The organism is Methanolapillus millepedarum (genome assembly GCF_032594115.1).
In the GTDB taxonomy this organism is placed as follows: Archaea; Halobacteriota; Methanosarcinia; order Methanosarcinales; family Methanosarcinaceae; genus Methanolapillus; species Methanolapillus millepedarum.
Window position 1 is genome coordinate 963373 of record NZ_CP131060.1, and the last position, 14348, is coordinate 977720.

At 39.7% G+C, this 14348-nt stretch carries 17 protein-coding genes; 10 read left to right on the top strand and 7 right to left on the bottom strand.

The features are described from left to right. Positions 1-20: 20 nt before the first annotated feature. Together MsAc7_RS04555 and MsAc7_RS04560 are read left to right on the top strand one after the other, a co-directional pair. On the top strand, positions 21-800 hold the full coding sequence (locus MsAc7_RS04555; RefSeq protein ID WP_338103404.1) for a hypothetical protein: 780 nt from the start codon (positions 21-23) through the stop codon (positions 798-800). A 225-nt stretch (positions 801-1025) separates the two neighbouring features. Further along, a complete protein-coding gene (locus tag MsAc7_RS04560) occupies positions 1026-1481 on the top strand; it encodes a hypothetical protein (RefSeq protein WP_338103405.1) in 456 nt (151 codons plus the stop codon). Here MsAc7_RS04560 and MsAc7_RS04565 read toward each other — a convergent pair. Next, complete coding sequence (locus MsAc7_RS04565) at positions 1418-2188, bottom strand: N-acetyltransferase (protein ID WP_338103406.1); 771 nt, start codon at positions 2186-2188, stop codon at positions 1418-1420. The genes MsAc7_RS04560 and MsAc7_RS04565 overlap by 64 nt on opposite strands. 312 nt (positions 2189-2500) lie before the next feature. Next, positions 2501-3535: a presenilin family intramembrane aspartyl protease PSH gene (locus MsAc7_RS04570; RefSeq protein ID WP_338103407.1), complete on the bottom strand. Its 1035-nt coding sequence runs from the start codon at positions 3533-3535 to the stop codon at positions 2501-2503. A 257-nt stretch (positions 3536-3792) separates the two neighbouring features. On the opposite strand from MsAc7_RS04570, the gene MsAc7_RS04575 reads away from it, so the two are divergent. Then, positions 3793-4116 (top strand): hypothetical protein, encoded by a 324-nt coding sequence (locus MsAc7_RS04575; RefSeq protein WP_338103408.1) that lies wholly within the window; start codon positions 3793-3795, stop codon positions 4114-4116. Between the two features lie 171 nt (positions 4117-4287). Then, complete coding sequence (locus tag MsAc7_RS04580; RefSeq protein WP_338103409.1) at positions 4288-5412, top strand: THUMP domain-containing protein; 1125 nt, start codon at positions 4288-4290, stop codon at positions 5410-5412. Between the two features lie 72 nt (positions 5413-5484). Here the strand turns inward: MsAc7_RS04580 and truA are convergent, their stop codons facing one another. Together truA and MsAc7_RS04590 are read right to left on the bottom strand one after the other, a co-directional pair. After that, a complete protein-coding gene (gene truA, locus MsAc7_RS04585; RefSeq protein ID WP_338103410.1) occupies positions 5485-6309 on the bottom strand; it encodes a tRNA pseudouridine(38-40) synthase TruA in 825 nt (274 codons plus the stop codon). Between the two features lie 270 nt (positions 6310-6579). Further along, entirely contained in the window at positions 6580-7647 is a 1068-nt protein-coding gene (locus tag MsAc7_RS04590) for an ArsR/SmtB family transcription factor (RefSeq protein WP_338103411.1), read from the bottom strand. A 429-nt stretch (positions 7648-8076) separates the two neighbouring features. On the opposite strand from MsAc7_RS04590, the gene MsAc7_RS04595 reads away from it, so the two are divergent. Continuing rightward, positions 8077-8856 (top strand): RecB family exonuclease, encoded by a 780-nt coding sequence (locus MsAc7_RS04595; RefSeq protein WP_338103412.1) that lies wholly within the window; start codon positions 8077-8079, stop codon positions 8854-8856. A 35-nt stretch (positions 8857-8891) separates the two neighbouring features. On the opposite strand, the gene msrA is transcribed toward MsAc7_RS04595, so the two are convergent. Further along, positions 8892-9416, bottom strand: coding sequence for a peptide-methionine (S)-S-oxide reductase MsrA (gene msrA / locus MsAc7_RS04600; RefSeq protein WP_338103413.1), 525 nt, complete (start codon positions 9414-9416; stop codon positions 8892-8894). 300 nt (positions 9417-9716) lie between these two features. On the opposite strand from msrA, the gene MsAc7_RS04605 reads away from it, so the two are divergent. The 5 genes from MsAc7_RS04605 to MsAc7_RS04625 all read left to right on the top strand — a co-directional run bounded on the left by MsAc7_RS04605 (position 9717) and on the right by MsAc7_RS04625 (position 12923). Then, the gene (locus MsAc7_RS04605) at positions 9717-10424 is read left to right on the top strand and encodes a flavin reductase (RefSeq protein ID WP_338103414.1); all 708 of its coding nucleotides are present in this window, start codon (positions 9717-9719) and stop codon (positions 10422-10424) included. A 60-nt stretch (positions 10425-10484) separates the two neighbouring features. Then, positions 10485-10619, top strand: coding sequence for a rubredoxin (locus tag MsAc7_RS04610; protein WP_338103415.1), 135 nt, complete (start codon positions 10485-10487; stop codon positions 10617-10619). A gap of 277 nt (positions 10620-10896) precedes the next feature. After that, positions 10897-11232 (top strand): hypothetical protein, encoded by a 336-nt coding sequence (locus MsAc7_RS04615; protein ID WP_338103416.1) that lies wholly within the window; start codon positions 10897-10899, stop codon positions 11230-11232. A gap of 9 nt (positions 11233-11241) precedes the next feature. Next, entirely contained in the window at positions 11242-11712 is a 471-nt protein-coding gene (locus tag MsAc7_RS04620; protein WP_338103417.1) for a hypothetical protein, read from the top strand. A 509-nt stretch (positions 11713-12221) separates the two neighbouring features. Then, positions 12222-12923: a 30S ribosomal protein S3ae gene (locus MsAc7_RS04625; RefSeq protein WP_338103418.1), complete on the top strand. Its 702-nt coding sequence runs from the start codon at positions 12222-12224 to the stop codon at positions 12921-12923. 67 nt (positions 12924-12990) lie between these two features. On the opposite strand, the gene MsAc7_RS04630 is transcribed toward MsAc7_RS04625, so the two are convergent. After that, positions 12991-13182: a hypothetical protein gene (locus MsAc7_RS04630; RefSeq protein ID WP_338103419.1), complete on the bottom strand. Its 192-nt coding sequence runs from the start codon at positions 13180-13182 to the stop codon at positions 12991-12993. A gap of 253 nt (positions 13183-13435) precedes the next feature. Continuing rightward, the gene (locus MsAc7_RS04635; protein WP_338103420.1) at positions 13436-14158 is read right to left on the bottom strand and encodes an MIP family channel protein; all 723 of its coding nucleotides are present in this window, start codon (positions 14156-14158) and stop codon (positions 13436-13438) included. Between the last annotated feature and the right edge of the window lie 190 nt (positions 14159-14348).

Below are 14348 nucleotides of genomic sequence, written 5' to 3' on the forward strand. Positions count from 1 at the left end.
AAACATATCTAATCCTAATTATGTCTGCAATCGCCATTTTGAGTTTGTCGGTGATTGCCATTGGATACGTATCATCCATCGAAGATTACAACAAGATGACGCCGGATGAACAGGAAGAATATGATTTTCAAATGTTTAAAAAAGCAATGTCTGAAATTTATCATCAAGATGTCAATGAAGACGATTATAAAAGAATAAGAGCCGGAACATTTGAAATGGAAAAGGCTTACGAATCCGATATTGAAAAGTATGGAAAAACTTCCAAAGAATTTAGCGTTGCTTACTGTGACCATATTTTCGTCGGGCGGGTCGTCAATCATAAAGGAAATTATCAAGCTCAAAAAAATGAAGACCTTAACCCTTACAACCTTTATGATGTCGAAGTAATTGAACTCATAAAAGGACCAGCACTTGAAAACAAAATTGAGTTGAAACAACTCGGAGGATATTACACCGAAGAATATCTCATTAAAGAAATAATCGGAGAAGAGAATGAAAGCAATGTAAGTTTAGAGCTTTTGGATTCTTTTGAAAAGTATGGTGAAGGTTATTACGGATTTTTAGAGTCAAATGATTCCTTGATTGAAGTCGGAGAAGTTTACCTTTTCATTACCGTTACACAACTTGACGGACGATGTACAATTGGTTATCCGGATGGGCGAATTCATTTGGAAAACTTTGATCAGAATAAACCTGAATCATTTGATGAAGTCATTTTGTATCAAAAAATAGTTGATTCCGGAATAAAAGACTTTGACCGAATTCGGCTTCCTGCAAACGAACAAATTAAAGAAATATAAAATTATTAAATAGGTATTAAAGATGGTGATAATATGATACACAAAAAAATAAAATATCTTATTATCATCAGTTTTATTTTTTTCATGACAATGGGATTACCACTTTCAAACGGTCTCTCTTCAGAGGATCTTATGACTTTAGAAGAAACGGAATCAAGGATGTTATTTTATAATCGCAATGTCGGTTCGGATTTAAAATCCGGCGGCTGAACTGGAAGAAATGTTATGGAAAAAATGATCAATCAATCTGAAAAAAGAAACAACATTCTATTCCTTCTGTTTTATGCCATTTTCTTTCTGCTCATTTCCGGCATAGACTATTTCGGAATCGGAATTTTCATCGTCATCTTGTGGATTCTCATCTACGTTGAACCCATAATTTACGGTTTTATTTCAAAAAATGCAATCAAGTCATTCATATTCGGATTTCTATTCCTGCCGGCGATGGAAATTTTTGACTTTATTTATTCGTTAAGTCTTGACCCGAGTCTTGACCCGAGTTTTGCCGGAAATTTGAGTTTTCTTTGGATGCCGAAAACGTTTATTATTTCGATTGTTTGGGGATTTGCAGGATTTTTTGCATCCAAAAGAGGAAATGATAAAATTCAAAAAATAATCTATGCCGCCTGCGTTTTGGTTTTTTTGTTGTTGGAATTTGTTTTGACGCTTAAAACGTATTGATTTTTATAAGAAATCAGAAGGACGACAACACAATGTGCAAAAAAATAAAAAAATAAAAAACAAAATTTAAGAAAATTCGCGGACTTCTTTTCATTTCCTTTTTTCTCAAAGATGAAGAACATATGACTGACCCCGCCAACGGTCGTCTCACCAACCGGTTTTGCGCCAAACGATTTGTAATATTCGTGATTGTTTTTCGCCACAGTGCTTTCAAAGTAAATCACGTTGTTTTGCGTGTATGTGTCGATAACTTGGTTGAGTAAAGCTCGTCCCGCTCCTTTTTCCACGGACGAGATCATATAAATGTAGCAATGCGGTTCATGAATGTGATTGATTTCAAGGATATGGGCGGCCTTCAGCGTTCTTTTCATATCCGACGGACCGACTTTGAAGATCAGGCCGATAAAATCCAAAAGCATGCCGTTTTTAATCACGCTGCCCAAAGAGAGCGGCTCGGTGTCCGGCATTCCGAGCACACAGACGGCAACGATTTTTCCGTCTTCGTTTTTGCAAACAATGATGTCACCAAGACGCATATAGTATTCAACGGTCGTTTTAATAAAAGCGTAAACCTTTTTTTCGTTTTGGCGGAAAAAATAGCCACCAATCAACGGATTTTTCATAAAAGATTGCGTCATGACCTGAAAGATTTCGTTTTTCGTTTCAACTGTCAAATTCTCTTCTTTATAGATTGTGTAGTCGGACATATTCATTTCCTGAGCCGGGATTTCTCATATAACATATTAAATCAGATATATATTTATTTTTGAAGTGGAAAAACCCCCGAATTCAAGATTTATATTTTTCGATTTTAAATGAAGAGCTGCATAAAATTGGAGATGTTTTGAGTTTTTTAAAACTTATGAGAAACGAAAGCGATATGAAGAAACGTTAAATTTCAGACTTACGATTGTTAAACAAACCAATCAAGCCATTAAAGACGCTGAATACGTTATTGAAAAATTAAATCAAAAAAGTAAATCAAAAAGAATGAAGATTCGTTTTCAATTCATTAAAACTCAAAACGGCAAGAAACTCATTACTGAAATTCCCGACACAAAAACCCCAATCAAAAATCCCGCCATGGCGCCTGTGTTTAAAAACGGAAGCCCGGCTTGCGGATTTCCTTTGGAGACGACATACATCAGCGCCGCAAATCCGACAAAAGTGCCGGCCATTGTCAAAAGCGCCGGAATTGAAATGATTCCGTCATGCGGAATAAAGTGATTGGCGGAAACGACAAGAAGTGTTGGAATGACGGCGTCGCCAAGACCCATAAAGAGGGCGCCACGTTCTTTCTTTTCGTCCACAGGTTCTTCTTTGTTTTCATTTTTGTCTTCGGTCTTGTTCTCTGTTTTGCTTTCAGTTTTATTTTCATTTTCGGCTTCATCTTCCTTCGGCTGAATATCTTTGTCTGAAAAATCATCCTTGATGTAAGAGTAACCCAAATGTTTCGGGACGACAAAAAGAATCGGAAGCTTCATGTCCATCATGCCGCCGGCCAGCGTCAACATGTGTTTTGTTTTGTACACGGAAATGAAATCATAAATTAAAAGAGCTAAAAGAAGGACGAAAATCGGCAAAATCGATAGGGAAACGCCGATGATTGCACAGGCGCCAACTGAAATCACAATCCCGGCGATGTCAATCACATACCATTCCGGATATTTGTACAGGATGACGGCAAGGATGAGCGAAAGAGCGGCGGCGGCAAGAGAAAGCATTCCGGTGAGTGTTGTTATTTCCGCAATGATGGAACTGATCACATAAAAAAACGTCACCGTAATCGAGAGATAGACAACGCCTCGAATGAATCCGGTTTTGCTTTTCTTGACGGCGTAGACGACAATGGCGGAAAAGACGAGCAAAATCACGATATAATAAACGGCGTTGCCGACACTTTCAGGGTTTTCAAAAACCGGCTGCTCCGTGATGTATTCATTGGACGAAAGCCAAAGCGCGCCAAGCTGAACGGCCAAAATCAAAAATCCCATGAAAATCATCGGGAGAACGTCTTTAACTTTGGAAAAAAAGGACGATGAATTTTTGCTCAACTGAAAACCTCAATGCATGAATCAAAATTGAAAATTGTGACGTCAAATAAAAAGATAAAAATCGGAATCGAAACATCGAATTATGAAGCAACATGTAAGTCAATATTTATATAGTTTCGCGGGATTTATTGATTATTTTATGTTGTCTTATATTGTTATTGAATTCAACTAACTTCATCATTCGAACGGAGTTATTTTTAATTTTTATGAATTCTTCGTTTTGATTTCACACATTAAAACCGTAAGAGGAAAACACCATGGAAACAAAAGATATCATTGCCTTTGTCTTAATCGAGGTTGCCACGCTCGTTATGGCTTACGCCTGGTTCCAAAGATTCGTCTACAATCCCTTCAACTGGGTCATCATCTTATGCCTGCTCATTGTCATCGGCATTCTTTCACTGATGATTTTGTCCATAAACAACCGCTTTAAAGAATTGGAAGAAAGAATGGAAGCGCGGGACAAATCCATCCGGGTCAGCATCATGACGGTTGAAGCGGATCTTGAAAACAACATTTCCCGGCTCAATAACAATGTTGAGCGGGCTGTTTCCGAAATCAATAAAAAAAGATTCTTATAACCCTTTTTTCATATTTTTTATTTTCTGTTTTTTGAAGCGAGCGGCACCGCGCGCATTATGGCAACATGTTCTCTTTTGATTCAAAAAACAAGAGACCATTTTTGAAAATTCCGAAAGAAGCAAGGAATTTTCAAGGGGAACTTTATATAATCAATCTCCATTTTACTGTCCATGTTGTACGCGTTTGAGCTTTCCGGAGAACACCAAAGTTTGCCGGTTGCGGAAGTTTTGGGAACGCTGACGTCCCGAAATTTGAATTATACTGTTTTTGCCGAATACAAACAGTGTTTGGTGGCGGATATATTTTCGGAAACGCGTTCCGACAATGACATTTTTCAAACATTAAAAGACGATATTTCCAAGGTGTTGGCGATGTCACACACGATTTTTCAGGTCATTGACATCGTTGACGTGTCGGAAGATGACGTATTAGGTTTGGCGGAGAACTTCCCGCTTGACAATTACTTAAAACCCGGACAAACGTTTGTCGTCCGCGCGAAAAGAATGGGCGACGGCACACTTCTTAAATCCGTCGACATTGAAGGCCGAATCGGCGGACGTATTTTTCGTCGGGGATTTCGGGCGGACCTGAGCCGGCCGGATGTTGTTTTTCGGTTGACACTCACCGATAAAGCCGTATTCGGGGTTTTGGTGTCCGCCGTTGACCGCGGCTCTTATGAACACCGGTCGCCTCAAAGAAAACCTTTTTTTTATCCGGGCGTTCTGATGCCGCGGGTTGCGCGCGCTCTTGTAAACATGGCCGGCGTCAAAGAAAACACGATTGTTGTGGACCCGTTTTGCGGAACAGCCGGCATTTTGATGGAGGCAGGGCTTCTCGGCGCCAAAGTGTTTGGCGTGGACGCCCAGGAAAAAATAATCGAAGGCGCCGGCATGAATATGGCCGGATATTCCATTACGGGCGAATTGCTTTCCAAAGAAGAACGGGAAAAAAATCAAAATGAATCCGGACCGGCAAGTTGCGGGCGGATGGATTACGAACTTTTAGCCGGAGATGCTTGCCGGCTTCCTTTTAAAAACGAAATCGCCGATGCGATTGTGACCGACCCGCCCTACGGACGGTCGGCCGCGATCAAAGCCGAATCTCTGGAAGGGTTGTATGAGAAATCATTTTTAGAAATGTACCGAATTTTGAAAAAAAACGGAAAAGCCGTTGTTGTCTCCGAGATCGAAGTGGAAAAATTCGCGAAAAACGCCGGATTTGAGATTCAAAAGACATACAAACAACGTGTTCACCGCAGTTTGACGCGGACCATGACGGTTCTTGAAAAAAAGTAAAGGCAGAAAAACAAATATTCTAAAGACCAAAGGTCAGACATTGAAAAATTAAAAACCAAAATCAGAAGCCGATTACTCCGGTTTTTTTTCGTGGATAATAAATTGTTCCATCATCGCCGAAATAACCTTGTGGCGGTCGGCTTCTTTAACGTAATGTTCATTCACGTGCCGGATGGCGTAGCTGTCCATTTTCCATTCCGGTTCGGGGTTGTACCAAATGTCCAGGAAAATCAATCCGAACGCCGGCGCCGGTTCAATGCCTTCTTCATAATTGTCCGGGTCAAGCATTTGTTCGACCCATTCCACCGGACGAAGGCCGCTGCCGACCAAAGTGAGCGCAGTCACAATTTTCCGAATCATGTTCCACAAATAGGCGTTCGCTTCGATATCAATCCGAATGATTCCGTTGCCGGTCCGGATATCCAACTTTTCAACCCGGCGAACGGTCGACTTGGGATTTTTCTTATCTTTTTTCGCGAAATTGGCAAAATCATGTTCGCCCAAAATTAACTTAGAGGCGTCCCGCATTTTGGAAATGTCGTAATCCCCGCTTAAAATGTAGCGGTATTTCCGGCGGACCGCATGCCGGCGGGGGTCAAAATCGTCGGGAACTTCCGCGTAGGCCCACGCCCAAACATCGCGCGGAAGTTTGGAATTTATGACACGCGGAATGGCGAGTCCCGGATTTGTTGTTTTAAAAGAAATAATTTGGCAAAAAGCATGAACACCGGCGTCCGTCCGTCCGGCGGAAGAAAGATCCGCGGATTCAAAATCATCGATTGTGCCGGCTTCCTTGAGCGCTTTTAAGAGTTCGCCTTCGACGGTTCGCAGTTCCGGCTGAATTTGAGAGCCGGAAAACTCCGTGCCTTCATAACCGATTTTTAAAGCAATTTTCATTTTGTCCCAACAATAATTCAATGGCCATTTAAATGCAAAATAAAACTCAAAAATAAAAGAAATAAAATAAGGAATCAGGATTACAATAGAATTGAAAGTTTAAAAATATAAAAAAGTTTTTGCGTTTGAGGATGGATACCTGATAAAAATGAAGATTAAAAATAAAAAATGAGAGAAAAAACGAAGAAAAAATAAAAAATGAGAGAAAAAACAAAGAAAAAAAACAGAAAAACAAAGAAAAGAGGAAGAAAAAACAAAAAATGGATTGAATTATTTCCGATTTTGGACTTTATTGTTTACGTTTTTGTTTTTCGAAACGGAAACGTATTCCACCACCCAAATGACAACGCAGACGAAAAGAGCGCCCAAGATGAACCAAAAAGCTTGGTAGCCGATGGTATCGTAAATCCAATTGGAAATCGAAACAAAACTGTCGTGAACACCGCTCGGAGCGGCACTTACCCCGCTTCCGGCCGCAACCGTCGCATTGTAAGCCGCGTCGCTGACATAAGAATATGTACTTTCATTGAGCACATAATTGGGATCGACGTAACCGACAACTGAACCGGCATCGGATCCGTACAGCAGATGCATGTTGGAAACATTGGAAATCGCTGCTAAATCCACATTTCCCGCATAGGGAATATTCATATTGCCGGCAAGTTGACCGGCGCCGGATATGACTTCCGATGTGGGAGGAACCGTACCGTTTGAAAACGCGTCCGGTATTGCAGACTGAACGACCACCCCGGCGCTTGTGTTGTTCGCAAACGCCCCGGAAAGATCATAATAATTTTCAGAAGAACTCATCAGTCTTGCGTCCATCGCCGTTTTTTCAACAACGGTTTGATGCTGTCGGAAAAGATAGCTGAATCCGAACCCGGCAAAAACAGCGCAACCGAATGCGAACGCATACTTCTGAAGCATGGAAACAATCGAAATGCGGCTGATTTTCTCGGGCGCGAACACGATCACTTTTTCAGGCGCTTCATAAATCTTAACCTGCCGGCCTTTCTCGCTATACTTGATTTTTTTAACATTCACGAGACCGTTTTCAACCAAAATGTCAACGTTGTATTTGATGGTCGTGAGCGACAGACCCAATTTGTCGGACAGCTGACTGGAAGACATACTTTCTTTTTTCAAAGCATCCAAAATTTTCATGGATGTTTCATTCGACAGAATTTGCCGGATTTTTTTAGAATCGTCATTCACCGGAATAATAATCAAATTATCGGCATCAAACTCTTCAAAAGATTCATCGTCCGGCGTATCTGAAACGATAGGGTCTTTTGGTTTCGGTTTTTGAATTCCACGGTTTTCTTCAACAGAGTTCATGCGATTCATCCTTTTTTATTCAGTTCAGGGCAGACTGAATAATAGTTTAATTTTTAAATATTAAATATTAAATAATCAAATTTATTTTTAAAAAGATTCAGTTTTCAAATTTTGACGGTTTGAAGTTGTAATATTCAGATTATAATAATATAGCGAACTTGTTTAAATATGATTCATAACAACTCATTTGAATATTGCGATAACTTCAAATTCATTCTTACTTAATAATTATATTCCAAAGAAACATTGACACGCTTCTTATTTATAAACCTCGATGTTTGGTATGTTTCAAAGTTTCACAACAGTTGATTTGTCCCGCAAAATAAATAAAAATATATGTTTTCTTTACTTTCACCCTGAGTTTTAATTTTTTAACCTTGAACCGATTTATACATTTGATCTTTGATTTCTCAAATTGTTGGTGAACCCATGACTGTTTATTCTCACACGCGTCTGGCTCTTTATGAAAAATGTCCGTTGGCATATAAATTCCGCTACATTGACAAAATCAAGCCGGAAGAGGCGTTTATAAGCATTGAAATGTTTATGGGCTCCCGGGTTCACGATACACTGGAATATGTGTATAAGCAACGCAAAAAATCGCCGATGGAAAAAATTACTCTGTCCGAACTGTTGTCCTACTATGATTTTATTTGGAAAAACAAGTGGGCGGACGATGTGAAAGTGGTGAAAGAGAATATGACCGCTGCGGATTATTTTGACCAGGGAAAACTGATTTTATCCGAATACTATCACATGTATCAGCCTTTTGACCGAGATGAAACGCTGTCGGTGGAAGAACGGATTGACATTTCCATCGAAGGCTTCAAATTAATGGGATTTATTGACCGGCTTGCCGTTAACAAGGAAAACGGACATGTTGAAATTCACGATTATAAAACGTCAAACCATCTCCCCGACATTTCAGATCTTCAAAATGACCGACAGCTTGCGCTTTATCAAATCGGCGTCCGAAAAAAATATGAGTTCAATGACCGGGAATTCGACATCATTTACCACTTTTTGAGATTTAAAAAAGAAATTCGGCTTCAAAAGTCCGACGACGAATTGGAAGAACTGAAAAAGAAAATCGTCAACCTGATTCAAATTATTGAACTGGCGTCTTGGGAAAACAATTTCCCTGCTTGTGTCGGAAATGCCTGCCGCTGGTGTGAATTCTCATCAGTTTGTCCGGAATTCAACAAATGAAAACGATGCGGCGACCATAATGGTTCGTTACAGTCTCAGAATATTTTCCGATAGGCGTGGCAATAGGGCGTGTTGTTCTTTTTGGAATAGTAATGCTGATGATAATCTTCCGCTTTCCAAAATGGTCCCGCCGGCAGAATTTCGGTCGCAACATCGTATCCGAGACCGGTCAATATTCGAACATACGTCTCAGCCATCTGTTTCTGTAATTCATCGGTGTAGTAAATTCGGGAAAGATATTGAGAGCCGATATCGGGACCTTGTCCATTTTCTTGCGTAAAATTATGGGTTTCAAAAAACAAGCGGACCAATTCCTCGTAAGAAACAATATTTTCATCATAAACAACTTCAACCGCCTCGACGTGTCCGGTTGTCCCTGTACAGACCAGCGGATAAGAAGGGGACGGAACAGAACCACCCATATAGCCGACCGTTGTGGAGATGACGCCGGGTTTTCTTTGAAAATGATATTCTGTTCCCCAAAAGCAGCCGGAAGCAAAATAAGCCTTGGAGATTTGGTTGAAAATTTGATTGGGAATTGGAGAGGGAAAGTATGGCATTTTAATCATCGAATAACAACAATGTAATTATATAAAAATATCAATGATAAGGGTATAATTAATAGGAATAATTATTAATAAGATGAAATGGATTATGTTTATTTATTATTTTGTTATTAATAAAACAGAATTTAATCAAAAACCAAATAACAAATAAAAATGAAAACAAAAACTAATAACAAAAAATAATAACAAAAATAAAAACCAAAAACAAGCAAAAACAAGAACCAAATAAAAGCAAAAGAAGAACGACTTTAAAAACAAAAATCAACTATTCGGATTATTTTGAGAGGGGAGGTTATGGACAAATCAGTATTTCGAACATTATCCTACGGGATGTATGTTTTAGCAACCAGAAACGGCGACAAATATTCAGGATGTATCGTCAACACCGTGTTTCAATTAACATCAGAACCGCCATTGATCGGTGTCAGCGTCAGTAAAGACAATTACACGCACGACTTAATCATGAAAGAACGCGTATTTACAGCGTCCGTGATCTCCGAAAATACACCGGTTGCTGTCATCAACACATTCGGATTCAGAACCGGACGAAAGGCCGATAAATTCGAAAACGTGACGTACAAAATTTTACCGTCAAACTTACCGTATATCACGGAAAAGACTTGCGGATGGCTGGAATGCGAAGTTCTGGAAACCGTTGATCTTCCGACTCACACCGTTTTTATTTCAAAGGTTTTGGATTCGGGTGTTTTGGACCTCGAAACGCCAATGACTTACGCTTATTACCACCACGTCATCAAAGGAAACGCTCCCAAAAATGCACCAACGCACCTCAAGCCGGATGTACCGGATCCGACCAGACCGGCGAATGAAAACGAAAAACCTGTTGATGAAGTCAAACCAAAAGAAAAAAGAACAGCCTACGTTTGCAGTGTTTGCGGACATATTTACGATGGAGATGTTCCATTTGAGGAACTGCCAAAAGATTGGATTTGCCCGACTTGCGGCGAAGGAAAAGAAAATTTTGTCTTAAAAGAAATTTAAACTAATAATCGACGGCTTGAAATTAATGATTTAATTCGGAAATCAAAAAAGGTGAAAAATATGGCAACTCAATATGTTTGTACGGTTTGCGGATATGTGTATGACGGCGACACTCCTTTCGAAGACTTGCCGGATGACTGGTGCTGCCCGATTTGCGGCGAAGGAAAAGAAATGTTTGAAGCGGAAGAAGTCTGATTGAGTTCTCCCGTTATTTTTTTATTATTTTTATCTGTCCTCATCGCTTCTTTATTTTTTATTCACTTCTTTATTTTTATTCCTTTTTTTATCTATTTTTCCTATTTTTATCTATTTTTATCTATTTTTCCTATTTTCTATTTTTATCCGGAAATAATGTATCTAAATAATCTCTATCTTTATCTATTTTTGAGAACAAAATCAAAAAGAATATATAATGACAGGAACTACATCTCAATAATGCATTTACTGATGCTTTCCTTTCCGAGGTGTTCCGATGTTTGAACGTTTTATTCCGGCGATTGCTCTCAATTTCTATTATTTGGGTACATTTCTCGTCGCCATTTTGACGGGGACAATCTGCACCTTGTCATTGTTATTAACGACGGCGGCCGTCATTAATTTTTCAATCACCCTCGGACTTGAAAATGATTATTGGACGATTGTCTTAAAAAATATTGCCGGATTCTCTTCGGTTGTTCTGTTGATTTTTTTCACAGGGACAGGCGTTGTTTTTGTAACAAAAGATATCTATCTTGATCTGAAAAAAGATGACATGAGGGACAAGTGGAAAAATAAAAGTTTTAAAAAAAGAATAGAATCAGGAAAATGAGGAAATTGTATGAACGAAAATAAAAACAATATCAATCAAATCATAAAACAGATGCTGACAAGTGTTGCGGTATTTTCCTACTACTTCTTGGCGTTGTTCTTCACCGGATATGTCATAACGGTGTGCATATCTTGGATTCTTGTCAGTTTGTTTGAACCGGCCGACCCTGTCAAAATTATTACACTCACCGGACTGGGGGTGATGTCGGTTTTGGCTTTGACGGATATGGTGATGGTTTTTTCCAAAAAAGTGTCCTTAGGAATTATTGTGATGTCGGTTCCGTATATTGTATTTTTGTCGGCAAAATCAGCCCTGAACAAAACGTCCGAATTCGCAGCCGGTTCGGTCAAAGAAATCGCAAAATCAGTCGTCTACAATGACAAAGGTTCTAAATACGACATCCGTTCAAACACATATGTCATCAGCAATGTCTTCATGAACAGGCACAACAATCAGCATCATCAACACAATAAACAATAATTTCAAAATATGAGACATAATCCTCATATTTTCCCATTTTCCATTATCCCATTGATTCTTACATTCATTTGTTCTGTGTTCATTTATTCTGTGTTCATTTTTTCTCTGCTGATACGAACCATATTCTTTATATACAAAAAAGGACTTGTCACCTCGCCAATCCAAATTTTATTCTTATTTATCCCGATTCCGTTTTTCGGAATCACAACGGCTCTTGAAAATCCAAGAGACAACAGTCTGCAATTTTGATTCGTATCTAAATTGGTCGGTAATTGTTGTCCAAGGCAACGGGTTTTAAAGCCTTTTGATTCTTAATTCGATTATAAATGTAAATCTGTGAATGATGCAGACCTCGTTTTTGTCGTTTTAACAATCTTTGCTTCATTTATTCGTCATATCTATTGAGTCGTATTCTCAAAATGAAAAAATTCATTTGTTAATTAATAAACAAATTAAAAAATAAATAAAAATTAAAAATTAAATTAATTTCATAATCGGAGGATTAAATTATGGCAAGAAAACAACAAAAGAAAGTGGACAGCTGGAAAGAAAAGAAATGGTACAACATCGTCGCCCCGGAATTCTTAAACAGAACCGTCGTCGGACAAACCGTTGCCTCGGACCCGGCTTTGATGATGGACCGGATTATCGAGACAACTGTCGGCGAAATGACCAACGACATGTCCAAAAACAACATGAAAATGAGATTCAGAATTGTCCGCGTGAACGGCGATGTCGCTGAAACCGCCTTTTTGGGACACATGCTCACCAACGATTACCTCCGCTCCATTGTGAAAAGACAAACCTCCAAAATCGACGCCATCTTGACCGTCAGAACCGCGGACGGATACATTATCAGCATCAAGCCGACCTGTTTCACCGTCAAAAGAGCCAGAACCAGTCAAATCAAAGCCATCCGCAACTTGATGACCAGAATCGTCGTCCGCCGCGCTGTCAAATCCAACTTTGAAGACTTGATTCAAGAAATCGTCACCGGAAAGATGTCCTCCGCTATTTACAAGCAAACCAAAAACATCTACCCGCTCAGACGCGTCGAAGTCAGAAAGACTGAAGTCATCAAAACACCGAGCCAAAGAAGAGTTCCGCAACAAGCAACTGTTGTTGAAGAAACCCTTGTTATCGATGAAGTCGATGCCGCCGGCAATGAAATGATTGAAGTTATCGAAGTGGAAGAAATCATCGAAAACTGATCTACGATTTTTTGTTAAAAGCGTGAAAATTTGAATCGTCAAATTTTCAACTTTTCTTTTTTCATTTTCAATTTGCATCTTCTATTTCCAATTTGCATCTGCTGTTTTCTATTTCCAATTTGCATCTGCTGTTTTCTATTTCCAATTTGCATCTGCTGTTTTCTATTTCCAATTTGCATCTGCTGTTTTCTATTTCCAATTTGCATCTGCTGTTTCTATTTCCAACTGGCATCTGTTGTTTTCTATTTCCAACTGGCATCTGCCATCGCTGCATCCAATCCCCCTCATAATATTCCGAGAAAATCAAACGCTTCGCGTTTGATTTTTCGGGAGGGTTTGTTTGATTTTTTTAAAAAGCATGGCTTCATTTCTTGATTTTTCAAAAAGCAACCCATATGTTTTTGAATCAAAGGGGAAAAGTGTCGCCATAACGCGCGCGCATGCCGCTGCCAAAATAGAAAAAATAAAAAAGAAACAGGCCTGTCAATGCAGGCCTGCCCGGGGAAATAAAATTAAGCTTTTTTGCTTTTCTTGGCACTGCTGTCGTTTGTCATTTTAAAGACACGGTAGACAAGGGCCGCAAGGGCGCCGCCGACGAGCGGAGCAACGATGAAAACCCAAACTTGCTGGAGAGCAAGACCACCCATGAAAATGGCCGGCGCAAGGCTTCTGGCCGGGTTCACGGAAGTTCCGGTGAGCGGAATGCCCATGATGTGGACGAAAACCAAGACAAGACCGATGACAATTCCGGCAACGGAGCCGTACTTTTCGCTTTCGGTCACGCCGAGGATGGTGAAAACGAAGACGAAAGTTAAGATAATTTCGACGATGAGCGCGCCGACCATGTTGAGTCCGACAAGGGACGCGGAATCAAATCCATTTTGTCCGAGGCCGGTGGCCTGAAATCCGCCAAGGTCGGCCATGTTGATGATGAGCGCCAAAAGAGCGATACCGACAAGACCGCCGATCACTTGGAAAACAACGTAAAGGACAAAATCCTTTGCAGATAAGCGTTTGTCAATAAACATCGCGATGGAAACCGCCGGATTGATGTGGCAGCCGGAAATGCCGCCGATAACGTAAGCCATCGCAACAATTGAAAGGCCAAAAGCCATCGCAATACCGAGAATTCCAAGCTGCGCGCCGAAAATTGCAGCGCTGCCACAGCCGAAAAGAACTAAGACGGCGGTTCCGATGAGTTCGGCGAAATATTTTTTAATATCTGTAATATCCATTCAGATTCTCCAAAAACCTTTGATGTGTTTTGTGTGTTTTACAAATTTAACAAATAATATAAAAATAACAACAATATCTGTTGAAAAATACTCCAACATTGACCACAAAGACACATTTTTTAAAATGCGTTTTCTGCAGTCTTTTTCAGAAATGGGAATGAATATATATAAGCTTTGCACTAAATTTTAT